Source organism: Streptomyces sp. NPDC096324 (assembly GCF_044763015.1).
Lineage (GTDB): Bacteria > Actinomycetota > Actinomycetes > Streptomycetales > Streptomycetaceae > Streptomyces.
In genome coordinates, this window is record NZ_JBIWFK010000004.1 from 55,830 (window position 1) to 79,538 (window position 23,709).

A 23,709-nucleotide genomic window follows, 5' to 3' on the forward strand; every position below is an offset into this window, starting at 1 on the left:
CGTCACCGCCGCCGGTCGTCACGGGAGCGGAAGAAGTCGCCGATGTCCAGGTCCCCCTCCAGGAGCCGTCCGACGACGAACCCGACGGCCCCCAGGGCGGCCACCAGGAGGAAGGCGCCGAAACCGCCGAAGTACCCGGCGAAGCCCAGCGCCATTCCGGCGATCATGCCGATCACGGCCATGCTCATGGTGCGCTCCTCAGCAGTCGGTGGCCGCGTGATCACTCAGGGTGCGGTGGCCTGTTGTCCGGAGGTCCCGGGCGGCCCGGAGGTCACTGGAGCCGTGACTCCGGCTCTTCTTCCTCTTCCTCCGGAAGCTTCACGTCACTCACCGCGATGTTGACTTCCACCACTTCGAGCCCGGTCATGCGCTCGACGGCGGCGATGACGTTCTCGCGCACGGCGTGCGCGACGTCGGAGATCGACACGCCGTAGTCGACGACGATCTCCAGGTCGAGCGCCGTCTGGAGCTCTCCGACCTCGGCCTTCACACCCCGCGTCACGGATTTGGTGGAACCGCCCGGCACCCGGTCCCGTACCGCTCCGAAGGTCCGGCTCAGCCCGCTGCCCATCGTGTGGACACCGACGACGTCCCGGGCGGCGAGCCCGGCGATCTTCTCCACGACACCGTCGGCGATCGTGGTCCGTCCCCGCGTGGCGGGATCTCCGCCGCCTCGCCGGGTGGGCTTGCGGGTCTGCTGGGACTCCTTCTCCGTGTCGGGGCTGTCCGTCCGGTTCCGCTCGCTCATGTCGGTCATCGCCGTACGTCCCTTTCGGTCGTCCTCCTCTGCTCACAGTAGGTCGGGTCGCGCGGTCGCGCGCCGTGGATGGGGCACGCTGGAGCAATGACGGCGGACCGGTGGACGCAGGCGGTACGACAGCAGCTCGGGCTCGGCAGACTCCTGCCACTGGGTCTCGCGCTCGACGGCGCGTGGATCACGGAGGAGGCGGCCGGGTCGGTGCTGCGGCGCGAGACGGCGGCCGTCGAGGGGGTACGGCTCGGGGCGCTGCGGGTCGCGCTCGCCGATCCGGACCTGGCCGGCACACCGGCCGTGCCGCCACCGCCCAGCGCCCTGCCGCCGGGTCCGCTGCGTGTCACCGCGGAGTTCCGGGCCTCGGTGGATCCCACGGCTCCGGGCGTCGAGCCCCTTCCGGCCGTCGCGGCCCGGCTGCGCCTGGCCGTCGTGTCCGCCGCGACACGGCTCCTCGGCCTCGACGTCACCGAGGTCGACCTGCGGGTGACGGACCTGCTGGAGGGCGAGGCCGAGGACGAGGCGCCCCCGTCCCGCCCGGCGGGCGAGGTGAGGGCGACGCCCGTGCCGAGGGACCCCGAGGAGGCGCGGATCGCGTCGGAGGTCCTGGCCGTCCCGGGGGTCACCCGTCTGAGGGACTCCCTGGGCCGGCCGGTCCACGTCGAGAGCGCGCCGGCCTCCACCTCCACGGAACCGGCCCTGCCGCGCCGCCACATCCGCGTCGAGCTGGAGGTCTCCGGTGACGAGCGCGCGGTGGACGTGGCACGGGCGGTCAGGGCCGCGGTCACCGAGACCGCACAGGACAGCCCGTCCGTGGCGGTACTGGTGACAGCCGTGAGCGAGGGCATCCGTCATCGGGGACCGTCGTGAGGAGGGCCACCCGTCCTCGGTGACCGGCGTGAGGGAGGGCACCCGTCCTCGTGAGGCGTGACCCCGTACGACGGGCGGCCCCACCTCCGTACGGGTGTGGGGCCTGACTCCGTGAGGCAGGCCGCGTCACCTCCGTACGGGTAGGCATGCGCCGTACAGAGGTGACCCTCGTACGGCGTAGAGCCCGGCCCGCGCGGCGGGGTGTCCCGCCGCACAAAGCCCTCGGCCGAAAGGGCTAGTCGCCCACGCCCGCGAGGTCGCGGAGCCGGCGGGCCTGGGAGGCGCGTTCGGCGGTGCGCTGCTCCTCGTACGACCGCTCCTGGGCCCCGCGCAGCAGCGCCTTCGTCTCGATCACGGCGTCCCGGGGCGCGGCCAGCAGCGCCGCGGCGAGGTCGGCGACCGCGGCGTCGAGCTGCTCGCCGGACACGGCGAGGTTGGCGAGCCCGGTGCGCTCGGCCTCCTCGGCCAGGACGAAGCGGCCCGTGGCGCAGATCTCGAGCGCGCGGGCGTACCCGACGAGGCCGACCAGCGGGTGCGTCCCCGTGAGGTCGGGCACCAGTCCGAGGCTGGTCTCGCGCATGGCGAAACGCACGTCGTCGGCGACGACGCGCAGGTCACAGGCGAGGGCGAGCTGGAACCCCGCACCGATGGCATGTCCCTGGACGGCGGCGATGGACACGAGGTCACTGCGCCGCCACCAGGTGAACGCCTCCTGGTACTCGGCGATGGTCGCGTCGAGCTCGGCGTCGGAGCCGCGCGCGAGGTCGATGAACGACGGTTCCCCGTCGAACCCCTCGGGCGTGAACGCCTGCCGGTCGAGCCCCGCGGAGAAGGACTGGCCCTCGGCGCGCAGGACGACCACCCGGACGGAGCCCGGCAGTGACCGACCGGCTTGCGTCAAGGCCCGCCAGAGAGCGGGACTCTGGGCATTGCGCTTGGCCGGATTGGTCAGCGTCACCGTGGCGATCGCGTCGTCGACGGTGAGCCGTACGCCGTCCTTGTCGAGTACCGGGTCGAGGTCCTTGTCGAGCGAAGCCATGGGCTGCCTCCGATGGGTGCGGTCGGATCAGACGCGCGCCTCGCAAAGACGAGGAACGCACCTAAGTGACTGCACAGTAACCACCCGGTCGGTCACCCGACCGACCGGGTGGTCACCACCGAAGCCGATGGGGACGCCCGGCCTCAGGCCGAGGCGGCCTTCTTGCCCCGCGTCGCGCCGCCACGCCCTCGGAGCGTGACACCCGACTCGCTGAGCATCCGGTGGACGAAGCCATACGAGCGGCCGGTCTCTTCGGCCAGCGCTCGGATGCTCGCACCGGAGTCGTACTTCTTCTTCAGGTCTGCCGCGAGCTTGTCGCGCGCGGCGCCGGTAACCCGGCTGCCCTTCTTCAGAGTCTCGGCCACCCGGTCCTCCTCATGGGAAGTGCGCTCTGGACTCTCATGATCACCCCTTTCGGGCGTCATGGCCACCCATTCGGCAAGGTCCGTAAGACAAGGTTTTGACGACAGGAGTCCGTCCCCACGAACGGAATCAGGGATTCCGTCCGATGTCGCCGGTACGGCCGAACGGGTTCCTCCACGAAGTACCTGGTCAGCGACGCAAGACGGCCGAGCCCTTGGGAACAAGGGACTCGGCCGTGAAATCGATGTACGACACACCTCGGTACGAGGAGATCTCACACAGATGATGGATCACGGATCGGCCGAATGATCCATACGCAGTGGATCAGTCAATCGATCACGGGGCGGCGGCCCCCTCCAGGAGGCCGCTCAGGGCTCAGGCGAGGGCCACCAGGTCGGCGTAGTCGGCGCCCCACAGGTCCTCGACACCGTCCGGGAGCAGGATGATCCGCTCCGGCTGGAGCGCCTCGACGGCACCCTCGTCGTGGGTGACGAGGACGACGGCGCCCTTGTAGGTGCGCAGCGCGCCGAGGATCTCCTCGCGGCTGGCCGGGTCGAGGTTGTTCGTCGGCTCGTCGAGGAGGAGGACGTTCGCGGAGGAGACGACGAGGGTCGCGAGGGCGAGGCGGGTCTTCTCGCCGCCGGAGAGGACGCCGGCGGGCTTGTCGACGTCGTCGCCGGAGAACAGGAACGAGCCGAGCGTCTTGCGGACCTCGACCAGGTCCAGGTCGGGGGCGGCGGAACGCATGTTCTCCAGGACCGTGCGCTCGGGGTCGAGCGTCTCGTGCTCCTGCGCGTAGTAGCCGAGCTTGAGGCCGTGGCCCTCGATGACCTCTCCGGTGTCGGGCTTCTCGGCACCGCCGAGGAGCCGCAGGAGGGTCGTCTTGCCGGCGCCGTTCAGGCCGAGGATGACGACGCGGGATCCCTTGTCGATGGCCAGGTCGACGTCGGTGAAGATCTCCAGGGAGCCGTACGACTTCGACAGGCCCTCGGCCATGAGCGGGGTCTTGCCGCAGGGCGACGGCTCGGGGAAGCGCAGCTTGGCGACCTTGTCGGAGACACGGACGGCGTCCAGGCCGGCGAGCAGCCGGTCGGCGCGCTTGGCCATGTTCTGCGCGGCGACCGTCTTGGTGGCCTTGGCGCGCATCTTGTCGGCCTGCGCGTTCAGCGCGGCGGCCTTCTTCTCCGCGTTCTGGCGCTCGCGCTTGCGGCGCTTCTCGTCGGCCTCGCGCTGCTGCTGGTAGAGCTTCCAACCCATGTTGTAGACGTCGATCGTGGCGCGGTTGGCGTCCAGGTAGAACACCTTGTTCACGACCGTCTCCACGAGGTCGACGTCGTGGGAGATCACGATGAAGCCGCCGCGGTAGGTCTTCAGGTAGTCGCGCAGCCAGACGATGGAGTCGGCGTCGAGGTGGTTCGTCGGCTCGTCGAGCAGCAGGGTGTCGGCGTCCGAGAAGAGGATGCGGGCCAGCTCGATACGACGGCGCTGACCGCCGGAGAGCGTGTGCAGGGGCTGGCCGAGCACGCGGTCGGGCAGGTTGAGCGCGGCGGCGATGGTCGCGGCCTCGGCCTCGGCGGAGTACCCGCCCTTGGTGAGGAACTCCGTCTCCTGGCGCTCGTACTGCCGCAGCGCCTTCTCGCGGGTGGCGCCGGAGCCGTTGGCGATGCGCTGTTCGTTCTCGCGCATCTTGCGGATCAGCACGTCCAGGCCGCGGGCCGACAGGACGCGGTCGCGGGCGAGGACGTCGAGGTCTCCGGTGCGCGGGTCCTGCGGGAGGTAGCCGACCTCGCCGGAGCGGGCGACGGCTCCGGCGGCGGGCTGTCCCTCACCCGCGAGGACCTTGGTGAGGGTCGTCTTGCCCGCGCCGTTGCGGCCGACCAGACCGATGCGGTCGCCCTTGGTGATGCGGAAGGTGGCGGACTCGATGAGGATGCGGGCGCCGGCGCGCAGCTCGATACCGGAGGCGGAGATCACGGACAGGCTCCATAGCGGGATAGGTGGCGGGGGTGGGCGGCTGAGGCGTTCCCGCCGTCTAGTGCGCGAGGAGAATGGCCATGGGCCAAGTCTAACGGGGCCGTGCAACCACTTTTCCGGTGCGCACTGTGACGCTCGCCCCCTTCCGGGATGCTCCGGCCGCCGGACGGGACCGGTCCGGCGGCCGGGTCCGGGGTCGCCCGTTCGGACCGCGGGCCGGGGCCGGGGGCCCGGGAGCGTACGAGGATGGCGCCACGGAGCGACGAAAGCGGTGTGCTCATGCGGTTCGACGACGACGCCGATCTGGACACCTCCGAGGTGCGGGACGTACGCGGCGGTCGCGTCCCCGGCGGCAGGGCGACCATCGACGGCGGCCTCGCCGGTCTGATCGCCCTGGTCCTCGGGCTGCTCTTCGGGGTGGGTCCCGACCAGCTCGGGCTCACCTCGGACGGCGACCAGCCCGGAGCCGCCTCCTCCTCCCTCGCGCAGGTGCAGCGGACCTGTCTGAAGGGGCGGGACGCCAACGCCCGGGAGGACTGCCGGACCGTGGCGGTGGTCAACAGCGTCCAGGCCTACTGGGACCGGGAGTTCGCGCGCCGGGGCGGCACCTACACGCGCGCCCCGACGGTGTTCTTCGGCGGCCGGGTCGGCACCGCCTGCGGCACCGCGTCGTCGTCCGTCGGGCCCTTCTACTGTCCCGGCGACCGCAAGGTCTATCTGGATCTCGGCTTCTTCGGCGATCTGCGGACGCGGTTCGGCTCCGGCGGGGGACCGTTCGCGCAGGCCTACGTGGTGGCGCACGAGTACGGGCATCACGTGCAGAACCTGACGGGCACCCTGGCCGGCTCGCAGGACGGCGTGACCGGCGCGAACAGCGACTCGGTGAAGACGGAGCTCCAGGCCGACTGCTACGTGGGGGTGTGGGCGCGGCACGCGACCACCACACCGTCCTCGTCGGGCAAGCCGCTGCTGACCTCGCTGACGGACACCGACATCCGCGACGGTCTGGACGCGGCGGCAGCCGTCGGCGACGACCGGATCCAGGAGCGCTACCAGGGCCGGGTGACGCCGGAGACCTGGACGCACGGGTCGGCCGAGCAGCGCCAGCAGTGGTTCTACCAGGGCTTCATCAGCGGCGACATGGCGCAGTGCAACACCTTCCGGTGAGCGTGAGCGTCCCGGGGTTCCGGACCGCGGGGCGTTGTCAGTGGCCGGTGCCAGACTGGGCAGCGGATCGGATTCCGGCAGTTTGTGACGAGACGGAGTGATCGGTATGGCTGGCACGAACGGGCGCCCGAGTATCTACCCCTCGATGCTGTACGCGGACGCGAAGGCGGCGATCAGGCAGCTCACGGAGGCCTTCGGCTTCACCGAGCTGGCGGTCTACGAGGGTGAGGACGGCTCGGTGATGCACGCCGAGCTGGTGCAGGGCAACGGCGCGGTGATGCTCGGTTCCAAGGGCCGCGGCGGCCGCTTCGACGAGGCGATGAAGAGCGCGGGCCCGTGCGGGGTGTACACCGTCGTGGACGACGTCGACGCACACCACCAGCGGGCCGTGGCGCACGGCGCGGAGATCCTGATGACCCCCACCGACCAGGACTACGGCTCGCGGGACTACATGGCCCGCGACCTCGAGGGCAACATCTGGAGCTTCGGCACTTACGCCCCGGAGATAGGCGCGTAGGACCGCTCCGGGCTCCGGCCCGGGGCGGTCCCGGCCGGGCCGGTCAGCTTCCTCCGGTGTGCACCTGGAAGGCGGCCCGGCGCACGGCCTTGGCGAGCGCCGGGTCCGGGTGGGCGGCGGCCAGCGCGACCAGCACCTGCACCGTGCGCGGGTGCCCGACCGCGCGCACCTCGTCGAGGAGCGCGGGCACGGTGGGCTGCACCGCGGACTCCAGATGGCGGACCAGGAGCGGGGACTCGCCGTGGTCGGCGACGGCGGCGGCGGTGTCGACCCACAGCCAGGTGGACTCGGCGCGGGTGAGGACCTCGTGGGCGTCCTCGGGGTCGTAGCCGTCGTGCTCGGCGAGCCACAGCAGGGCGTAGGGGCGCAGCGAGGTTTCCTCGACCACCGCGCGCACGTCCGGTTCGGCGGGGGCGCCGACCACGCGCAGCGCCTCGAAGGCGAGGCCGCGGGTGAGGGCGTCCTCGCCGCGGGCCGCGTCGATGAGTTCGGTGACGGCGCCGCCGACCGGACGGGCGGCGAGCCAGGCGCGGTACTCGGCGCGGGCGGCGTTGGGGCGGAGCTGGGCGCAGCCGCGGAGCATGTCCTCGGCGGACTGCTCGATGTTGCCGGCGGGGCTCTGCGCGGCGACGCAGATCTGCTCCAGCTTGACCCACACCGCCCAGCTTCCGAGCGCGGTGAGGGTGGCCTGTCCGTCGCCGTAGGTCAGGGCGCCGACGGAGGCGAGTGCCTGGAGGGCCCATTCGAGGAGCGGGGCGAGGGGGGCGTCCGGGACCTCGGCGGGTTCCGGGGCCGGGTCGGTCGCGGGGTCGGGGCCGTAGGAGATCTCGCAGCGCTCCGTGCGCAGTTCCGTGACGCGCTGCCCGAGAAGGTCGAGAAGCTGGTCCACGGGGACCGGTCCGGCGGAGAGCTGGAGGAAGGAGAGCACCTGGGGCATCGCGGAGACGACCTCGGCGACGGCCGCGGGCTCGCGGTCCACCGGTTCGGGGTACGCGAGGGACCAGGCGTCGAAGAGGGCGACCCAGCCGCGCAGGACGGCGCTGTCGTCGCGGCTCCAGGCGCGCAGCCGCCACCCGGGGCGGGCGTCGCCGCCGTGCACCTCGATGAGGCCGGCCAGGCGTGCGGTGTCCCAGTCGGCGCGGACCTGGACCGGGGTCAGCCCGAGATCCGTCGCGGCCCGTTCGGCGGTGGCGTCGGAGAGGGTGCCCCTGCCGTCGGGGTTCGCGCCGTCGCGTCCCGGGCGCAGGGCGGCGTCGGCCCAGCGCGCCACGCGGGCCGCGTCGGACAGGCCGGTGCGCGCCATGCGGGCGAGTTCCGCGGGCGGCGGTGTGCCTTCCGGCGGGCGCGGTGCGGGGCGGCGGGTGCGGCGCTGGGTCACCGCTCGGGGAGCGGTCGCGAGGGACCGCGGGCTGACGAGTCGGAGCCTGGAGTCGCGCGGGTTACGGGACGTCACGGGTGCAGTCTTGCGGTTGACAGTCCGAAAACCCAAACGGAATGCCGTCGCGGGCCGCGGGGGCGCCGGGAGCGGGGGTCTCCCCGGGCGCCCGGCGCGCGGGAACGAGGGCCGCGCGGAGTTGTCGGGGACCCAACCGGAAGCCCGTCTCCGCGGCGGCCGGGACACCTACATCAGAGGGGTGAGGAACCGGCGCAGGGCTTCTTCGTAGGTCGCCGGGTCGGCGTTCCACATGGCGCCGTGCGGGGCGTTCGGGACGGTGTGCAGGGTGACCAGGTCGGGCCGGCTCGCGGCGAGGCGGCGGGAGGCGCCCCAGGGGGCGATGCCGTCGTCGGGGCCGTGCACCAGCAGGGTGGGCACCTTGACCTGGTCGGGGTGCGCGGCATGGGCGATGCGGTCTCCGCGTACGCCGGTGCGGCCCTGTGCGGCGCGCACGGCGAGCGGCAGCAGGAAGGCCGGGGTGTGGCGGGCGCCGGCGAGGGCGCGCAGCGTGGTCTCCCAGTCGAGGACCGGTGAGTCCAGGACGAGCCCGGAGATGCGCTCGCGCAGCGCGGAGTGGGCGGCGGCGCGCAGGGCCATCGTGGCGCCGGTGGACCAGCCGTACAGGACGACCCGCTCGGCGCCGAACCGCACGGCGTACCGGATGGCCGCGTCGAGGTCGCGCCACTCGGTCTCGCCGAGGTGGTTCAGGCCGTCGGGCGGGCGGGGGGCGCCGAGGTCGCCCCGGTAGGCGAGGTCGAGGACGGGGAAGTGCCGGCCGTTCAGGAACCCCATCAGGTTCATGGGGTGTTCCCGGGTGCTGCCCAGACCGTGCACGGTGATGACCCAGGTGTCTCGGACCGCGGGCACGAACCAGGCGGGCAGTGCGCCGAGTTCGCCGGGCACGTCGACGTCGGCGTGTTCGAGTCCGAGGGCGGACCCGGGGTCGCCGACGTAGAGGTTCGGGGTCAGCCACACCTTGTCGCCGGGCTCCAGGGAGCCGTGCGTGACGCGTTCCAGGCTGCGTACGACGGTGTCGGCGGTGTGGGGCACGGAGTTCTGGAGGGGGCCGACGACCGCGTGCGATCCGTCGCCCGCGAGGCCGTAGGTTCCCGGGCGCCGGGACGCGAGGGCCCTGGTGAGGGTGATTCCGCCCGACGTCGTGGCGTGCACGGTGAGCCGGGGCTCGGTGGGCAGAGGCTTGCCGGGCCTCGTCTTCAGCGCGGCGTCGCTGGCGAACCGGCCCGCCGCCACGGAGGCCGCGCCCGCGGCTATGGCTACGGTGACGGCCGCTGCCGTGGCTCTTAGGGTGCGCACTCGACCAGTTTCCCGGGGGATCCGGCCATCGGCCAGCGGGAGCGCGCCGATGGGTGACGGACGGGGCGTGGTGCGGTGCCCCGGGCCTGGTGCCGGGGCGGGCTTCAGGGCTGCTGGCCGTAGCCCCGCAGGCGCTCGCCGGCCTCCTCCAGCTGGGCCGGGGAGAGCAGGGCGGGGGTGAGGCCCGGGACCGAGGCGGACAGGAGCCAGACGCGGCACATCCACTCGAGCTGGGCCGTGCGGTCGTAGGCCTGGTCCAGCGAGGCTCCGTGGGCGATGGTGCCGTGGTTCCGGAGGAGGCAGGCGGTGCGGCCGGCCAGGGCCCGGAGGGTGTTCTCGGCCAGCTCCGGTGTGCCGTAGGCCGCGTAGGGGGCGACACGGACCGGGCCGCCGAGGGCCGCCGCCATGTAGTGGACGAGCGGGAGTTCGGTGACGAGGAGCGAGACGGCCGTCGCGTGCGGTGCGTGGGTGTGGACGACGGCCCGCGCCCCGGTCGCGCGGTACACCGCGAGGTGCATGGGCAGTTCGCTGGTCGGGCGCAGCGAACCGAGCACCTGCCGGCCGTCGAGGGCGACGCCGGTGATGTCGTCGTGCGTCAGCCGGTCGTAGGGGACGCCCGTGGGGGTGACCAGGACGGTGTCGCCGACGCGGACCGAGACGTTGCCGGACGTGCCGACGACCAGCCCGTCGGCGACCGTGCGCCGGGCCGTGGAGACCAACTCGTCCCAGGCCCGCCGGAGGCCGTCCCGCCCGTCCGGCGCGGCCGATCCGTCGCGCCCGGCGCGCCCGTCGGGTTCCGCGGATCCACCGGGTTCGGCGGGCCCGGCGGGCTCCCCCGGAGTCCGTCCCCGCTCGGGCCCGCCCGGTGTGTCCTGATGCCGCTCAGTCATGACGCGATCCTGCCAGCCGCCGCTTCCCGCGCACCCCGCACGGGCGTGCTTCAGGACGGATGCGGGAGGGGTGGGCCCGCCAAGACCCCATGGTTGTATGTGATTTACATCACGTCACACGAAGGGAACGCCGACGTCACCCGGGGTCGGACATTTACCGCGGATCACACCCCGTGGTCGACCTGCTACGACCCGGCAGCGCCCGCGCACCCCCGCGGAGCGGCCCTCTCGGACCTTCGGACGCTGTGACGACGGCTACAGCCTGCGGGTGACGCGGATCTCACCGCCCAAACCCGCCCCGAACCGAACGATTCATCCAAGGCGCCGACCCCAAGGGGAGTACGGAATTCCGTATCCGTTCGAAGCCGTCGCGCTGCGCCTCGACACAAGCGGAATGACGATCCACCGTTTAAGACACCACGCAGCCCGACCCAGTTCATCTTCCGTTCACCCAGGTTGCCTACGGTCCACCTGCCACTGACGTCCAACAGAAGCCTGGGTAAATGGAACACATCACGCTCCTCCTCGGAATCGTGATCGTCACCGCTCTCGTGTTCGATTTCACGAACGGTTTCCACGACACCGCCAACGCGATGGCCACCACCATCTCGACCGGCGCACTCAAGCCCAAGGTCGCGGTGGCCATGTCCGCCGCCCTCAACCTTGTCGGCGCCTTCCTCTCCGTCGAGGTCGCCAACACGATCTCCAAGGGCCTCGTCGACGAGACGGGCATCCGGCCAGAGGTGATCTTCGCCGCGCTCGTCGGCGCGATCCTCTGGAATCTGGTGACGTGGCTCGTCGGACTCCCGTCCAGCTCCTCGCACGCCCTCATGGGCGGCCTGGTCGGCGCCACCATCGCCTCCGCCGGTACCGGCGCCGTGCACGGTGACGTCCTGGTCGGCAAGGTGCTTCTGCCCGCCGTCGCCGCCCCGATCGTCGCCGGTCTGGCCGCCATGCTCGCCACCCGGCTGTCGTACAAGCTGAGCGGCGGCGCCGACACCAAGGCGACCAAGAAGGGTTACCGCGCCGGCCAGATCGCCTCCGCGGGCCTGGTCTCGCTGGCCCACGGCACGAACGACGCGCAGAAGACGATGGGCATCATCACCCTGGCCCTGGTCGCCGGTGGCGCCGTCGCTCCCGACTCGGACCCGCCGGTCTGGGTCATCCTCTCCGCCGGTCTCGCCATCGCGCTCGGCACCTACCTGGGCGGCTGGCGCATCATCCGCACGATGGGCAAGGGCCTGACCGACCTTCAGCCGCAGCAGGGCTTCGCCGCCCAGACCAGCGCGGCGACGGTCATCCTGGCCTCCTCGCACATCGGCTTCTCCCTCTCCACCACGCACTCGGTCTCCGGTTCCGTGATGGGCGCGGGTCTCGGCCGCAAGGGCGGTGTGGTCCGCTGGTCCACCGCCACCCGCATGGTCGTCGCCTGGGTCCTCACGCTGCCCGCCGCCGCCCTGGTCGGCGCCGGCGCCGAGTGGGTGACCGGTTTCGGTGCCTGGGGCACCGCGCTCGTCGCCGCGTTCCTGGTCGGCTCCAGCTTCGCGATCTGGCGCCGCTCGCGCCGCGAGGTGATCGACCACAACAACGTGAACGACACCGAGGAGCCCGCCGGTGTGGTGACGCAGGCCATCGCCGCCGTCACCCCGCCCCCGGCCGGCACCGTGGCCGAAGGCCTCACGGCCACCATCCCGGCTCCGGCCGAGCCCACGGTGAACCCGTCGGCGCCGTCCCGAGTGGCCTGAGAACCGAAGGAAGAAACAGCATGAGCATCGACTGGTCAGCCCTCGGGTCCGTCTTCGGGGTCAGCCTCGGAGTGACCGTGGCCCTCGTCGCCCTCTTCACCCTCGGCGTCGCCGGCCTCTCCAAGAAGGAGTCCGCCCAGGGCGGTTCCGCGGTCGCGGCGGCCACCGGCGCGTACGTCTGCTTCGCGGCCTGTGCCGCGGCGGTGGCGTACGGCATCTCTCTGATCATCACCAAGTAGCCCGTCGGCGGCCCGGAACCGGGTCGCGCCGAACGGAACCGCGCGTGGGGTGCGGGACGGATCACCGTCCCGCACCCCACGCGTATGTGGGCCTGCGCACACTGTCCCTCCGCAGGTCAACAGCCAGTTGACGGCCGTTCTCACCCCGTGGTGGACTGCCGGAGCCAAGTACGGCGGCATGAGAGGAAGCCGGTGCGAATCCGGCGCGGTCCCGCCACTGTCATCGGGGAAGAAACTCCCCGGGAGCCAGGAACTCTCACCGCCGGTCTCGTCGAACCAGGGCGTGGACACCCTGAGTGAGGACATATCGCCATGCGCGGCTGCCCGTTGCCCGTTTCGCTGAGTACGAGGGTTCCGCTCCACCCCACGGCCGGCTGACCCCGTGCGTGCCGATCGCGTCTTCGCGTACGGCGCCGCCGCCGGCCTTCTCGGCGACCTGCTGCTCGGCGATCCCCGCCGAGGGCATCCGGTCGCCGCGTTCGGGCGGGCCGCCGCGACCGTCGAACGGACCCTGTGGCGGGACCACCGCGGGTGGGGCGCCCTGCACACGGCTGTCTGCGTCGGCGGCGCCACCGGACTGGCCGCGCTGGCGAGCCGCACCGTACGCCGCTCCCGTACCGCCTCGATCGCCCTGACCGCCGCCGCCACCTGGGCCGTCGTCGGAGGGACCTCCCTCGGCCGCGAGGCGCGGGCGATCGGCGGCCCGCTCGCGGCCGGTGACCTCGGCGCGGCCCGGGAACGGCTGCCGCACCTGTGCGGACGCGATCCGCAGGCGCTGGACGCCGACGGCGTCGCGCGCGCGGTCGTCGAGTCCGTCGCCGAGAACACCTCCGACGCCGTCGTGGGCGCTCTGGTCTGGGGCGCCATCGCCGGCGTGCCCGGACTCGTCGCCTTCCGCGCCGTGAACACGCTCGACGCCATGGTCGGACACAAGTCCCCCCGCCACCGGCGCTACGGCTGGGCCTCCGCCCGGCTCGACGACCTGGCCGGCTGGCCGGGCGCCCGGCTGACCGCCGTCCTCGCGGCCGTGGCCGGACCCGATCCGCGCGGTGCCCTGCGGGCCTGGCGCGCCGACGCCCGCAAGCATCCGAGCCCCAACGCCGGGCCCGTGGAGGCCTCGTTCGCGGGCGCGCTCGGCGTGCGGCTCGGCGGCACCCTCTCGTACGGCGGACGGGTCGAGCACCGGCCCGTCCTCAACGGCGCGGGGCGCGCCGTCCACGTCCACGACATCGAACGGGCCGTACGGCTCTCGCGGCGCGTGGGCTGGCTCGCGCTCGGCGTGAGCGCCGCCGGCCGGATTCTGCTCACCGGAGCCGGACGGGTTCCGGTCACCAGGAAGGGGCGCACCGCATGAGCGGCGGGCTGCTGATCGCCGGGACCACCTCCGACGCGGGCAAGAGCGTCGTGACCGCCGGGATCTGCCGGTGGCTGGCGCGCCAGGGCGTCAAGGTCGCGCCCTTCAAGGCGCAGAACATGTCCCTGAACTCGTTCGTGACGCGCGAGGGCGCCGAGATCGGGCGGGCGCAGGCCATGCAGGCGCAGGCCGCCCGCGTGGAGCCGACCGCGCTGATGAATCCCGTGCTGCTCAAGCCGGGCAGCGACCGCAGCAGCCAGGTCGTCCTGATGGGAAAGCCGGTGGGCGAGATGAGCGCCCGCGGGTTCTTCGGGACGACCGGGTCCGTGACGGACCCCTCGTCAGGTGCCGCGCCGGCAGGGGACCGGCTGCGCGGGGGGCGCCAGGAAGCACTCCTCGCCACCGTCCTCGACTGTCTGGCGCAGTTGCGGGGCACGTATGACGCGGTGATCTGTGAAGGGGCCGGCAGCCCGGCCGAGATCAATCTGCGGCGCACCGACATCGTGAACATGGGGGTGGCGCGGAACGCAGGTCTCCCCGTGCTCGTCGTCGGCGACATCGACCGGGGCGGGGTGTTCGCCTCGTTCTTCGGGACGGTCGCCCTGCTGTCGCCCGAGGACCAGGCGCTCGTCGCCGGGTTCCTCGTCAACAAGTTCCGCGGCGACGTGAGTCTGCTGGAGCCCGGCCTCGACATGCTGCACGGCCTCACCGGGCGGCGCTCGTACGGCGTCCTGCCGTTCCGGCACGGACTCGGCATCGACGAGGAGGACGGACTGCGGGTCTCGCTGCGCGGGACCGTCCGCGAGTCGGCGGTCTCCTCCCCCGCCGGCGAGGACATCCTGCGGGTCGCCGTCTGCGCGATCCCGCTGATGTCCAACTTCACCGACGTGGACGCGCTGGCCGCCGAACCGGGTGTCGTCGTGCGGTTCGTGGACCGGGCCGAGGAACTGGCCGACGCGGACCTGGTCGTCGTCCCCGGGACCCGGGGCACGGTCGGCGCGCTCCGGTGGCTGCGCGAGCGCGGCCTGGCGGACGCCATCGCGCGCCGGGCCGCCGAGGGGCGGCCCGTCCTCGGCGTCTGCGGCGGCTTCCAGCTTCTCGGCGAGCACATCGAGGACGAGGTCGAGTCCCGCGCCGGCCAGGTCGAGGGGCTCGGACTCCTGCCCGTGCGGGTGCGGTTCGCGCGGGAGAAGACGCTGGCGCGGCCGGTCGGCGAGGCCCTCGGCGAGCAGGTCGAGGGGTACGAGATCCATCACGGCGTCGCCGAGGTCACCGGGGGCACCCCCTTCCTGGACGGCTGCCGGGTCGGCTCCGTCTGGGGCACACACTGGCACGGCTCCCTGGAGTCGGACGGTTTCCGGCGGGCCTTCCTGCGCGAGGTGGCCGCCGCCGCGGGCCGCCGCTTCGTGCCGGCCCCCGACACGTCGTTCTCGGCGCTGCGCGAGGAGCAGCTCGACCGGCTCGGCGACCTGATCGAGGAACACGCGGACACGGACGCGCTCTGGCGGCTCATCGAGTCCGGCGCACCGCAAGGACTGCCCTTCATTCCACCGGGAGCACCCGCATGAGCACAGTGTTGTTGTTGTCGACCGCCGACACGGATCTGCTGGCGGCCCGCGCCAGTGGCGCCGCCTACCGGATCGGCAACCCGACCCGGGTGGACGTCACCGGCGAACTCCCCGCGCTCGTCGAGGGCGCGGACCTGGCCGTCGTACGGCTGCTCGGCGGCAAGCGGGCCTGGGAGGACGGGCTGGCCTTCCTGAAGGCGGCCGGGATCCCGACCGTGCTCCTGGGCGGCGAGTCCGTCCCGGACGCCGAGCTGATGGCCGAGTCGTCGGCGCCCGCGGGCGTGGTCGCCGAGGCGCTGCGCTATCTCGTCGAGGGCGGTCCCGCCAACCTCGGCGAGCTGGCCCGGTTCCTCTCCGACACCGTGCTGCTGACGGGCGAGGGCTTCGAGGAGCCGCACCGGACCGCCGAGTTCGGCGTCCACGGCGAGCACGGGTTCACCGAGGGCAGGCCGACGGTCGGCGTGCTGTTCTACCGGGCGCACGAACTGTCCGGGAACACCGCGTTCGTGGACACGTTGTGCGAGGCCATCGAGGCACGCGGCGCCAACGCCCTTCCCGTGTACTGCGGTTCGCTGCGCGGAGCCGACCCGGGCCTGTACGAGATCCTCGGCCGGGCCGACGCGCTCGTGGCCACCGTCCTCGCGGCGGGCGGCACGCACGCCTCGCAGGCGTCCGCGGGCGGCGACGAGGAGGCCTGGGACATCGGGGCCCTCGCCGACCTCGACATCCCGGTGCTCCAGGGCCTCTGCCTGACCTCGTCGAAGAGCGCCTGGGACGCCTCGGACGCGGCCCTGTCCCCCATGGACGCGGCGATGCAGGTCGCGATCCCGGAGTTCGACGGCCGTCTGATCACCGTGCCGTTCTCGTTCAAGGAGCAGGGTCCCGACGACGTCCCGGTGTACGTCGCCGACCCCGAGCGGGCCGCCCGGGTCGCCGGAATCGCCCTGCGGCACGCGCAGTTGAAGCACAAGCCGAACGCGGAGAAGAAGCTGGGGATCGTCTTCACCGCCTACCCCACCAAGCACTCGCGGGTGGGCAACGCGGTCGGCCTCGACACCCCCGCCTCCGCGGTACGGGTGCTCGACGCGCTCCGCGACGCGGGCTACGCGCTCACCGAATACCCCGACAACGGCGACGAGTTGATCCACCGGCTGATCGCGGCCGGCGGTCACGACGTCGAGTGGCTGACCGAGGAGCAGCTCGCCGCCGCTCCGGCGCGGGTGCCGCTCGCCGACTACCGGGCCTGGTTCGACACGCTCGACCCCGCGCTGCGCGAGGGCATGCTGGAGGCCTGGGGCGAGCCGCCGGGCTCCCTCTACGTCGACGGCGACGACATCGTGCTCGCCTGCCTGGAGTTCGGGAACGTCGTCGTGATGATCCAGCCGCCGCGCGGCTTCGGCGAGAACCCGATCGCGATCTACCACGACCCCGACATGCCGCCCTCGCACCACTACATGGCCGCCTACCGCTGGCTGGAGAACAGTTTCGGCGCGGACGCGGTCGTGCACATGGGCAAGCACGGCACGATGGAGTGGCTGCCGGGCAAGGGCCTCGGGCTCAGCGGGGGCTGCGCGCCCGACGCCGTCCTCGGCGAACTCCCCCTCGTCTACCCGTTCATCGTCAACGACCCCGGTGAGGGCACGCAGGCCAAGCGGCGCGGGCACGCCACCGTGGTCGACCACCTCGTGCCGCCGATGGCCCGCGCCGACACCTACGGCGACCTCGCGAAGCTGGAGCAGCTCCTCGACGAGTACGCGCTCGTGTCCGACCTGGACCCGACGAAGGCCCCGGCGGTCCGCGCGCAGATCTGGACGCTGGTCAAGGCGGCCGAGCTCCACCACGACCTGCACGTCGACGACCAGCCGGACGACGGCGACTTCGACGCGTTCGTGATGCACATCGACGGCTATCTGTGCGAGATCAAGGACGTGCAGATCCGCGACGGTCTGCACATCCTGGGCGGCGGCCCGGAGGCCGAGCCGCGGGTGAACCTGGTGCTGGCCGTGCTGCGCGCCTCGCAGGTGTGGGGCGGCGCGGCGAACGCGCTGCCCGGTCTGCGCGCCGCGCTCGCGGAGCATTTCGGCCTGGTGGAGAAGGAGCTGCTGGCCGAGCCGGGCGCTCCGGTGAAGGCACCCGTCGAGCTGACGGACCTCGTCGAGGGCCCGGCCCGTACGGCGGCCGACGCGATCGACCTGCTGGAACAGCTCTGCCGCCGGGCGGCGCTCGGCATGGAGGAGCGGGGCTGGGACCCGGCCGCCGTCCCGGCGCTCGTGCGGGACGTCCTCGGCAGCGAACTCCCCGACGCCGTCGCCGTGCTGGAGTTCGCCTGCCGCGAGGTGGTGCCGCGGCTCGCCCGCACGACGGACGAGATCGGGCACATCCTCAAGGCCCTGAACGGCGGTTACGTCCCGGCCGGTCCGTCGGGCTCGCCGACCCGCGGGCTCGTGAACGTCCTGCCGACCGGCCGCAACTTCTACTCCGTCGACCCCAAGGCGATCCCCTCCCGGCTGAGTTGGGAGGTCGGCCAGTCCCTCGCGGACTCGCTCGTGCAGCGCTACCTCCAGGACACCGGCGACTACCCGACCTCGGTCGGGCTGACGGTGTGGGGCACGTCCGCCATGCGCACCCAGGGCGACGACATCGCGGAGATCCTCGCGCTGCTCGGCTGCCGCCCGGTGTGGGACGACGCCTCGCGACGGGTCACCGGCTTCGAGATCGTCCCGCTCGACGAGCTCGGCCGCCCCCGTATCGACGTCACGGTCCGTATCTCCGGATTCTTCCGGGACGCGTTCCCGCACGTGGTCGGGCTCCTGGACGACGCCGTACGGGCGGTCGCCGAGCTGGACGAGCCCGCCGACCGGAACTTCGTGCGCAGGCACGCCGACGAGGACACCGCCGAGCACGGCGACCGGCGGCGCGCGACCGCCCGTATCTTCGGCTCCAAGCCGGGCGCGTACGGCGCCGGGCTGCTGCCGCTGATCGACGCCCGCAACTGGCGCTCGGACGCCGACCTCGCCGAGGTGTACGCCGTCTGGGGCGGCTACGCCTACGGACGCGGGCTCGACGGGCGGGCCGCGCGCGGGGACATGGAGACGGCGTTCCGGCGGATCGCGGTGGCGGCGAAGAACGTCGATACACGCGAGCACGACCTCGTCGACGCCGACGACTACTTCCAGTACCACGGCGGCATGGTCGCGATGGTCCGCCACCTCACCGGGGCCTCCCCCGAGGCGTACGTCGGGGACTCGGCCGTCCCCGACCAGGTCAAGACCCGCACGCTGGGTGAGGAGACGCACCGGGTCTTCCGGGCCCGGGTGGTCAACCCGCGCTGGATGGCCGCGATGCGCCGGCACGGCTACAAGGGCGCCTTCGAGATGGCGGCGACCGTCGACTACCTGTTCGGCTACGACGCCACCGCCGGGGTCGTGGACGACTGGATGTACGAGAAGCTCAGCGCGGAGTACGTCTTCGACGCGGAGAACCGGGACTTCATGAAGAAGTCCAACCCCTGGGCGCTGCGCGGGATCACCGAACGACTGCTGGAGGCCGCCGACCGCGGTCTGTGGGCCGAGCCGGACGCGGACACGCTGGAGCGGCTGCGCGCCACCTATCTGGAGCTCGAAGGCGACTTGGAGGGCGACGACCAGTGAGTACCCCGTTCCCGTTCACCGCGGTGGTCGGCCAGGACGACCTGCGGCTCGCGCTGCTGCTGAACGCCGTGTCGCCCGCCGTGGGCGGTGTGCTGGTGCGCGGCGAGAAGGGCACCGCCAAGTCGACGGCGGTACGCGCCCTTTCGGCGCTGCTGCCTGAGGTGGCCGTCGTGCCCGGCTGCCGGTTCTCCTGCGATCCGGCCGCCGCAGACCCGGCCTGCCCGGACGGGCCCCACGAGGCGCACGAGGCGGGCTCGGGCGCACAACGCCCCGCCCGGATGGTCGAGTTGCCCGTCGGCGCCTCCGAGGACCGGCTGGTCGGCGCCCTGGACATCGAACGGGCGCTCGCGGAGGGCGTGAAGGCCTTCGAGCCGGGGCTGCTGGCCGACGCCCACCGCGGGCTCCTGTACGTCGACGAGGTCAACCTCCTCCACGACCATCTGGTCGACCTGCTGCTGGACGCGGCCGCGATGGGCGCCTCGTACGTGGAACGCGAGGGTGTCTCCGTACGGCATGCCGCGCGGTTCCTGCTCGTCGGCACCATGAACCCCGAAGAGGGCGAGCTGCGGCCGCAGCTGCTCGACCGGTTCGGGCTGACCGTCGAGGTGGCCGCCTCGCGCGAGCCCGATCAGCGGGTCGAGGTCGTGCGGCGCAGGCTCGCCCACGACGACGACCCGGCCGGCTTCGCCGCCCGCTGGGCCGACGAGGAGGCCGCCGTGCGGGCGCGGATCGTGGCGGCCCGCGCGCTGCTGCCCTCCGTGCGTCTCGGGGACGGGCCGCTGCGGCAGATCGCGGCGACCTGCGCCGCCTTCGAGGTGGACGGCATGCGCGCCGACATCGTGATGGCCAGGACCGCGACCGCGCTCGCCGCGTGGGCGGGACGGACCGAGGTGATCGCCGAGGACGTACGGCAGGCGGCGCTGCTCGCGCTGCCGCACCGGCGGCGCCGCAACCCCTTCGACGCGCCCGGCCTCGACGAGGACAAGCTCGACGAGACGCTGGAGGAGTTCGGCGGCTCGGACGAGGACTCCTCCGGCGAGGGTTCCTCCGACGACGACCCGGACCCGGATCCGGACGGGCCGGGCGGGGGCGGGCAGCCTCCTCAGGACGGTCCGGACGACGGCTCCCCCGCCGGTGACGTCCCGGCGCAGGGCGAGCCCTCGGACGACGGGAAGGCGCCGGCCGGACAGGGCGGCGAGCAGTCGCCCGTACGGGCCGCCGAGCCCTTTCGCACGAAGATGCTGAGCGTGCCGGGGCTCGGCGAGGGCGCGGCCGGGCGGCGCTCGCGGGCGCGGACCGAGCACGGCCGTACGACCGGGGCGCGGCGGCCCCGGGGAACGCTCACCAAGCTGCACCTGGCGGCGACCGTACAGGCGGCGGCCCCGCATCAGCGGGCGCGCGGGCGGTCGGGCCGCGGTCTGGTCGTACGGCGGGACGATCTGCGGCAGGCGACGCGCGAGGGCCGTGAGGGCAACCTCGTGCTGTTCGTCGTGGACGCCTCCGGGTCGATGGCGGCGCGGCAGCGGATGGGCGCGGTCAAGGGCGCGGTGCTGTCGCTGCTGCTCGACGCCTATCAGCGGCGGGACAAGGTGGGCCTGGTGACCTTCCGCGGGTCGGCCGCGGAGCTCGCGCTGCCGCCGACCTCCTCGGTGGAGGCGGCCGCGGCCCGGCTGGAGTCGCTGCCCACGGGCGGCCGCACTCCGCTCGCGGCCGGGCTGCTCAGGGCCCACGAGGTGCTGCGGGTGGAACGGCTGCGGGACCCGGCACGCCGGGCGCTCGTCGTGGTGGTGACGGACGGGCGCGCCACGGGCGGGCCCGAGCCGGTGGCGCTGGCCGGGCGCGCGGCACGGCTGTTCGCGGCCGACCAGGTCGCCTCGGTGGTCGTGGACTGCGAGAGCGGACCGGTCAGGCTCGCTCTCGCGGGCCGGCTCGCGGGTGAACTGGGCGGAACCGCCGTGACGTTGGACGAGCTGCGGGCCGACTCCATCGCCGGTCTCGTCCGGGACGTACAGGGTGCGCAGGGGACTTCGAGGAGGGCCGCGTAGTGCCGCAGGGACAGCCGAGTGTCGTACCGGACGACGGACTGACGACCCGTCAACGCCGTAACCGGCCGCTGGTCGTCGTGCACACGGGGATCGGCAAGGGCAAGTCGACGGCCGCGTTCGGGCTCGCGCTGCGCGCCTGGAACCAGGGGTGGCCCATCGGGGTGTTCCAGTTCGTCAAGTCGGCGAAGTGGAAGGTCGGCGAGGAGAACGCGCTGCGCGTGCTCGGGGCCTCCGGCGAGGGCGGGACCGTCGACTGGCACAAGATGGGCGAGGGCTGGTCCTGGGTCCAGCGCGACGCGCAGATGGACAACGAGGAGAAGGCCCGCGAGGGCTGGGAGCAGGTCAAGCGTGACCTCGCCGCCGAGACGTACAAGCTGTACGTGCTCGACGAGTTCGCGTACCCGATGCACTGGGGATGGATCGACACCGACGAGGTCGTGGCGGTGCTGCGGGACCGTCCCGGCACCCAGCACGTCGTGATCACCGGGCGCAACGCCCCGGAGAAGCTGGTCGGGCTGGCCGATCTCGTGACCGACATGTCCAAGGTCAAGCATCCGATGGACGCCGGCCAGAAGGGCCAGAGGGGCATCGAGTGGTGACGTCCGTTCCCCGGCTGGTGGTCGCCGCGCCCTCCTCGGGCAGCGGCAAGACCACCGTCGCCACCGGGCTGATGGCGGCCTTCGCCGCGCGGGGGCTCGCCGTGTCCCCGCACAAGGTGGGGCCCGACTACATCGACCCCGGCTATCACGCGCTCGCCACGGGACGCGTGGGACGCAATCTCGACGCGTATCTGTGCGGCACCGAGCTGATCGGCCCGCTGTTCGCGCACGGGGCGCGCGGCTGTGATCTCGCGGTCGTCGAGGGCGTGATGGGGCTGTACGACGGGGCCGCGGGCGAGGGAGAGCTCGCGTCCACGGCGCAGGTCGCGAAGCTGCTGCGGGCGCCGGTGGTGCTGGTCGTGGACGCGTCCTCGCAGTCGCGGTCCGTGGCCGCGCTGGTGCACGGCTTCGCCTCCTGGGACCCCGAGGTGCGGATCGGGGGCGTCATCCTCAACAAGGTGGGGTCCGACCGGCACGAGGCCATGCTCCGGGAGGCGCTGGACGCGTCCGGGGTGCCGGTGCTCGGGGTGCTGCGCCGGGCGCCGCAGGTGGACACGCCGTCGCGGCACCTCGGTCTCGTGCCGGTCGCCGAGCGGCGGTCGGAGGCGGTGGAGGCGGTCGCCGCCATGGCCGCGCAGGTCTCCGCCGGGTGCGACCTGGACGCGCTGGCGGCGCTGGCGCGCGGTGCCGGTGCGCTGTCGGGCGCGGCCTGGGACCCGGCCGAGGCCGTCGAATCGCCCACCCACGACCACCCGACTCGCCCGGCCGGGAAGCGAGCGCCTGTGGTGGCCGTCGCCGGCGGGGAGGCGTTCACCTTCTCCTACGCCGAGCACACCGAGCTCCTCGCCGCGGCCGGTGCCGAGGTCGTCCCGTTCGATCCGCTCCGCGACGAGCACCTGCCGGACGGAACCCGGGGCCTGGTCATCGGCGGTGGCTTCCCCGAGGTGTACGCGGCCGAGCTGTCCGCCAACGAGCCGCTGCGCAAGGCGGTCGCGGCCCTCGCGGAGTCGGGCGCCCCCGTGGCCGCCGAGTGCGCCGGGCTGCTCTATCTATGCCGGGAGCTGGACGGACGGCCGATGTGCGGGGTGCTCGACGCGACCGCCCGGATGGACGAGCGGCTCACCCTCGGCTACCGGGACGCGGTGGCGGTCAGCGACAGCGTGCTCGCCGCGGCCGGCACCCGGATGCGCGGTCACGAGTTCCACCGCACGGTCGTGGAGCCCGGCGCCGGGGCGGCTCCCGCCTGGGGGGTGCGCGCCCCCGAGCGGCGCGTCGAGGGTTTCGTGCAGCACGGCGTGCACGCGAGTTATCTCCACACGCACTGGGCGTCCGAGCCCGGTGTGGCCCGTAGGTTCGTCGAGAGGTGCCTGACGTCATGAGCAGCAAGCTGATCGGGGTCGGGGTCGGCCCCGGCGACCCCGAGCTGGTGACCGTCAAGGGCGTCAACGCCCTGCGCGCCGCGGACGTGGTCGTCGTACCCGTGATGGCTGCCTCGGATGGGAAGGACGGCGGTGAGCGGGGGCGGGCCGAGGCGACCGTGCTGCACTACGTGCCCGTCGAGAAGGTCGTCCGGGTGGTGTTCGCGCTCAACGAGCGGAGCGACCGGGGGCGGCGCGAGGCCGCCTGGGACGCCGCCGGCGCGCGGGTCGCGGAACTCCTCGGCCGGCACGGCACGGTCGCCTTCGCCACCATCGGCGACCCGAACGTGTACTCGACCTTCACGTATCTCGCCCACACGATCGAGGAGCTCGTACCCGGCACGGTCGTGGAGACCGTGCCCGGCATCACCGCCATGCAGGACCTCGCCGCGCGGTCGGGGGCCGTTCTCACCGAGGGGACCGAACCGCTCACGCTCGTCCCGGTGACCGCGGGCGCGGCCGTGCTCAAGGACGCGCTGAACGGGCCCGGCACGGTGGTCGCCTACAAGTTCGGGCGGCAGGCCGCCGAGGTGGCCGAGGCGCTGCGGGACAGCGGGCGGATCGACGACGCCGTCTGGGGGTCGGCCCTCGGCCTGGAGGACGAGTCGATCCGGCCCGCGGCCGAGCTCGACGGCGAGCCGCTGCCGTACCTCTCGACGCTCATCGCGCCCGCGCGCCGCGACGGGACCCGCGGCGGAAAGCTGTGACCCGCACCCGCCCCGCACGCCCGGCGGCCCCCGCGCCCGCGGGGCCTCCGCCGCACCCGGCGGA

General features: G+C 73.1%; 20 protein-coding genes and 1 riboswitch. Of the genes, 12 read left to right on the forward strand and 8 right to left on the reverse strand.

Annotated elements, in window-relative coordinates; translation table 11 throughout:
- Positions 1-2: 2 nt before the first annotated feature.
- Together ACIQ7M_RS11055 and ACIQ7M_RS11060 are read right to left on the reverse strand one after the other, a co-directional pair.
- Positions 3-188: a hypothetical protein gene (locus ACIQ7M_RS11055; protein WP_355772153.1), complete on the reverse strand. Its 186-nt coding sequence runs from the start codon at positions 186-188 to the stop codon at positions 3-5.
- Positions 189-271: 83 nt separating this feature from the next.
- Entirely contained in the window at positions 272-757 is a 486-nt protein-coding gene (locus ACIQ7M_RS11060; protein WP_355772156.1) for an Asp23/Gls24 family envelope stress response protein, read from the reverse strand.
- Between the two features lie 87 nt (positions 758-844).
- On the opposite strand from ACIQ7M_RS11060, the gene ACIQ7M_RS11065 reads away from it, so the two are divergent.
- Entirely contained in the window at positions 845-1,621 is a 777-nt protein-coding gene (locus ACIQ7M_RS11065) for a nucleopolyhedrovirus P10 family protein (RefSeq protein ID WP_403642356.1), read from the forward strand.
- 235 nt (positions 1,622-1,856) lie between these two features.
- On the opposite strand, the gene ACIQ7M_RS11070 is transcribed toward ACIQ7M_RS11065, so the two are convergent.
- The 3 genes from ACIQ7M_RS11070 to ACIQ7M_RS11080 form a co-directional block, all read right to left on the reverse strand.
- Positions 1,857-2,660 (reverse strand): enoyl-CoA hydratase/isomerase family protein, encoded by an 804-nt coding sequence (locus tag ACIQ7M_RS11070; protein WP_386984708.1) that lies wholly within the window; start codon positions 2,658-2,660, stop codon positions 1,857-1,859.
- A 143-nt stretch (positions 2,661-2,803) separates the two neighbouring features.
- Positions 2,804-3,025 carry a helix-turn-helix domain-containing protein gene (locus ACIQ7M_RS11075; RefSeq protein WP_006123601.1) on the reverse strand — a complete coding sequence of 74 codons (222 nt, stop codon included), beginning with the start codon at positions 3,023-3,025 and terminating at the stop codon, positions 2,804-2,806.
- Between the two features lie 373 nt (positions 3,026-3,398).
- On the reverse strand, positions 3,399-4,997 hold the full coding sequence (locus ACIQ7M_RS11080) for an ABC-F family ATP-binding cassette domain-containing protein (protein ID WP_355773346.1): 1,599 nt from the start codon (positions 4,995-4,997) through the stop codon (positions 3,399-3,401).
- Between the two features lie 279 nt (positions 4,998-5,276).
- Between ACIQ7M_RS11080 and ACIQ7M_RS11085 the strand changes: the two genes are divergently transcribed.
- The gene (locus tag ACIQ7M_RS11085; RefSeq protein ID WP_403643493.1) at positions 5,277-6,164 is read left to right on the forward strand and encodes a neutral zinc metallopeptidase; all 888 of its coding nucleotides are present in this window, start codon (positions 5,277-5,279) and stop codon (positions 6,162-6,164) included.
- A 106-nt stretch (positions 6,165-6,270) separates the two neighbouring features.
- The gene (locus tag ACIQ7M_RS11090; RefSeq protein WP_403642360.1) at positions 6,271-6,681 is read left to right on the forward strand and encodes a VOC family protein; all 411 of its coding nucleotides are present in this window, start codon (positions 6,271-6,273) and stop codon (positions 6,679-6,681) included.
- A 43-nt stretch (positions 6,682-6,724) separates the two neighbouring features.
- On the opposite strand, the gene ACIQ7M_RS11095 is transcribed toward ACIQ7M_RS11090, so the two are convergent.
- From ACIQ7M_RS11095 to ACIQ7M_RS11105, 3 genes are all read right to left on the reverse strand, one after another.
- Positions 6,725-8,134 (reverse strand): hypothetical protein, encoded by a 1,410-nt coding sequence (locus ACIQ7M_RS11095; RefSeq protein WP_355773350.1) that lies wholly within the window; start codon positions 8,132-8,134, stop codon positions 6,725-6,727.
- Between the two features lie 168 nt (positions 8,135-8,302).
- On the reverse strand, positions 8,303-9,430 hold the full coding sequence (locus ACIQ7M_RS11100; protein ID WP_355773352.1) for an alpha/beta fold hydrolase: 1,128 nt from the start codon (positions 9,428-9,430) through the stop codon (positions 8,303-8,305).
- A 104-nt stretch (positions 9,431-9,534) separates the two neighbouring features.
- The gene (locus tag ACIQ7M_RS11105; protein ID WP_403642365.1) at positions 9,535-10,320 is read right to left on the reverse strand and encodes a class II aldolase/adducin family protein; all 786 of its coding nucleotides are present in this window, start codon (positions 10,318-10,320) and stop codon (positions 9,535-9,537) included.
- 503 nt (positions 10,321-10,823) lie between these two features.
- On the opposite strand from ACIQ7M_RS11105, the gene ACIQ7M_RS11110 reads away from it, so the two are divergent.
- The 9 genes from ACIQ7M_RS11110 to cobI all read left to right on the forward strand — a co-directional run bounded on the left by ACIQ7M_RS11110 (position 10,824) and on the right by cobI (position 23,645).
- Positions 10,824-12,065 (forward strand): inorganic phosphate transporter, encoded by a 1,242-nt coding sequence (locus ACIQ7M_RS11110; RefSeq protein WP_355773357.1) that lies wholly within the window; start codon positions 10,824-10,826, stop codon positions 12,063-12,065.
- A gap of 20 nt (positions 12,066-12,085) precedes the next feature.
- Complete coding sequence (locus tag ACIQ7M_RS11115; protein ID WP_326788553.1) at positions 12,086-12,304, forward strand: hypothetical protein; 219 nt, start codon at positions 12,086-12,088, stop codon at positions 12,302-12,304.
- Positions 12,305-12,437: 133 nt separating this feature from the next.
- A riboswitch (cobalamin riboswitch) is annotated at positions 12,438-12,581 on the forward strand.
- Positions 12,582-12,686: 105 nt separating this feature from the next.
- Complete coding sequence (locus ACIQ7M_RS11120; protein ID WP_403642370.1) at positions 12,687-13,658, forward strand: cobalamin biosynthesis protein; 972 nt, start codon at positions 12,687-12,689, stop codon at positions 13,656-13,658.
- Positions 13,655-15,226, forward strand: a complete 1,572-nt coding sequence (locus ACIQ7M_RS11125; RefSeq protein ID WP_355768931.1) for a cobyric acid synthase — start codon at positions 13,655-13,657, stop codon at positions 15,224-15,226. Before ACIQ7M_RS11120 ends, ACIQ7M_RS11125 begins: the two co-directional genes overlap by 4 nt.
- The gene (gene cobN / locus ACIQ7M_RS11130; protein ID WP_403642374.1) at positions 15,223-18,876 is read left to right on the forward strand and encodes a cobaltochelatase subunit CobN; all 3,654 of its coding nucleotides are present in this window, start codon (positions 15,223-15,225) and stop codon (positions 18,874-18,876) included. Before ACIQ7M_RS11125 ends, cobN begins: the two co-directional genes overlap by 4 nt.
- Positions 18,873-20,921 carry a putative cobaltochelatase gene (locus ACIQ7M_RS11135; RefSeq protein ID WP_403642376.1) on the forward strand — a complete coding sequence of 683 codons (2,049 nt, stop codon included), beginning with the start codon at positions 18,873-18,875 and terminating at the stop codon, positions 20,919-20,921. Before cobN ends, ACIQ7M_RS11135 begins: the two co-directional genes overlap by 4 nt.
- Positions 20,921-21,520: a cob(I)yrinic acid a,c-diamide adenosyltransferase gene (cobO, locus tag ACIQ7M_RS11140; protein ID WP_355768923.1), complete on the forward strand. Its 600-nt coding sequence runs from the start codon at positions 20,921-20,923 to the stop codon at positions 21,518-21,520. The genes ACIQ7M_RS11135 and cobO overlap by 1 nt, the downstream gene beginning before the upstream one ends.
- Positions 21,514-22,899 carry a cobyrinate a,c-diamide synthase gene (locus ACIQ7M_RS11145; RefSeq protein ID WP_403642379.1) on the forward strand — a complete coding sequence of 462 codons (1,386 nt, stop codon included), beginning with the start codon at positions 21,514-21,516 and terminating at the stop codon, positions 22,897-22,899. The genes cobO and ACIQ7M_RS11145 overlap by 7 nt, the downstream gene beginning before the upstream one ends.
- A complete protein-coding gene (cobI, locus tag ACIQ7M_RS11150) occupies positions 22,896-23,645 on the forward strand; it encodes a precorrin-2 C(20)-methyltransferase (protein ID WP_355768917.1) in 750 nt (249 codons plus the stop codon). Before ACIQ7M_RS11145 ends, cobI begins: the two co-directional genes overlap by 4 nt.
- Positions 23,646-23,709: the final 64 nt, after the last annotated feature.

What these genes read in the sequence shown, in the direction of transcription:
- ACIQ7M_RS11060 (WP_355772156.1), bottom strand. Translation starts at nt 757, where the DNA reads ATGACCGACATGAGCGAGCGGAACCGGACGGACAGCCCCGACACGGAG.
- cobN (WP_403642374.1), top strand. Translation starts at nt 15,223, where the DNA reads ATGAGCACAGTGTTGTTGTTGTCGACCGCCGACACGGATCTGCTGGCG.
- ACIQ7M_RS11055 (WP_355772153.1), bottom strand. Translation starts at nt 188, where the DNA reads ATGAGCATGGCCGTGATCGGCATGATCGCCGGAATGGCGCTGGGCTTC.
- ACIQ7M_RS11125 (WP_355768931.1), top strand. Translation starts at nt 13,655, where the DNA reads ATGAGCGGCGGGCTGCTGATCGCCGGGACCACCTCCGACGCGGGCAAG.
- ACIQ7M_RS11115 (WP_326788553.1), top strand. Translation starts at nt 12,086, where the DNA reads ATGAGCATCGACTGGTCAGCCCTCGGGTCCGTCTTCGGGGTCAGCCTC.
- ACIQ7M_RS11105 (WP_403642365.1), bottom strand. Translation starts at nt 10,320, where the DNA reads ATGACTGAGCGGCATCAGGACACACCGGGCGGGCCCGAGCGGGGACGG.
- cobI (WP_355768917.1), top strand. Translation starts at nt 22,896, where the DNA reads ATGAGCAGCAAGCTGATCGGGGTCGGGGTCGGCCCCGGCGACCCCGAG.
- ACIQ7M_RS11065 (WP_403642356.1), top strand. Translation starts at nt 845, where the DNA reads ATGACGGCGGACCGGTGGACGCAGGCGGTACGACAGCAGCTCGGGCTC.
- ACIQ7M_RS11110 (WP_355773357.1), top strand. Translation starts at nt 10,824, where the DNA reads ATGGAACACATCACGCTCCTCCTCGGAATCGTGATCGTCACCGCTCTC.
- ACIQ7M_RS11085 (WP_403643493.1), top strand. Translation starts at nt 5,277, where the DNA reads ATGCGGTTCGACGACGACGCCGATCTGGACACCTCCGAGGTGCGGGAC.
- ACIQ7M_RS11070 (WP_386984708.1), bottom strand. Translation starts at nt 2,660, where the DNA reads ATGGCTTCGCTCGACAAGGACCTCGACCCGGTACTCGACAAGGACGGC.
- ACIQ7M_RS11090 (WP_403642360.1), top strand. Translation starts at nt 6,271, where the DNA reads ATGGCTGGCACGAACGGGCGCCCGAGTATCTACCCCTCGATGCTGTAC.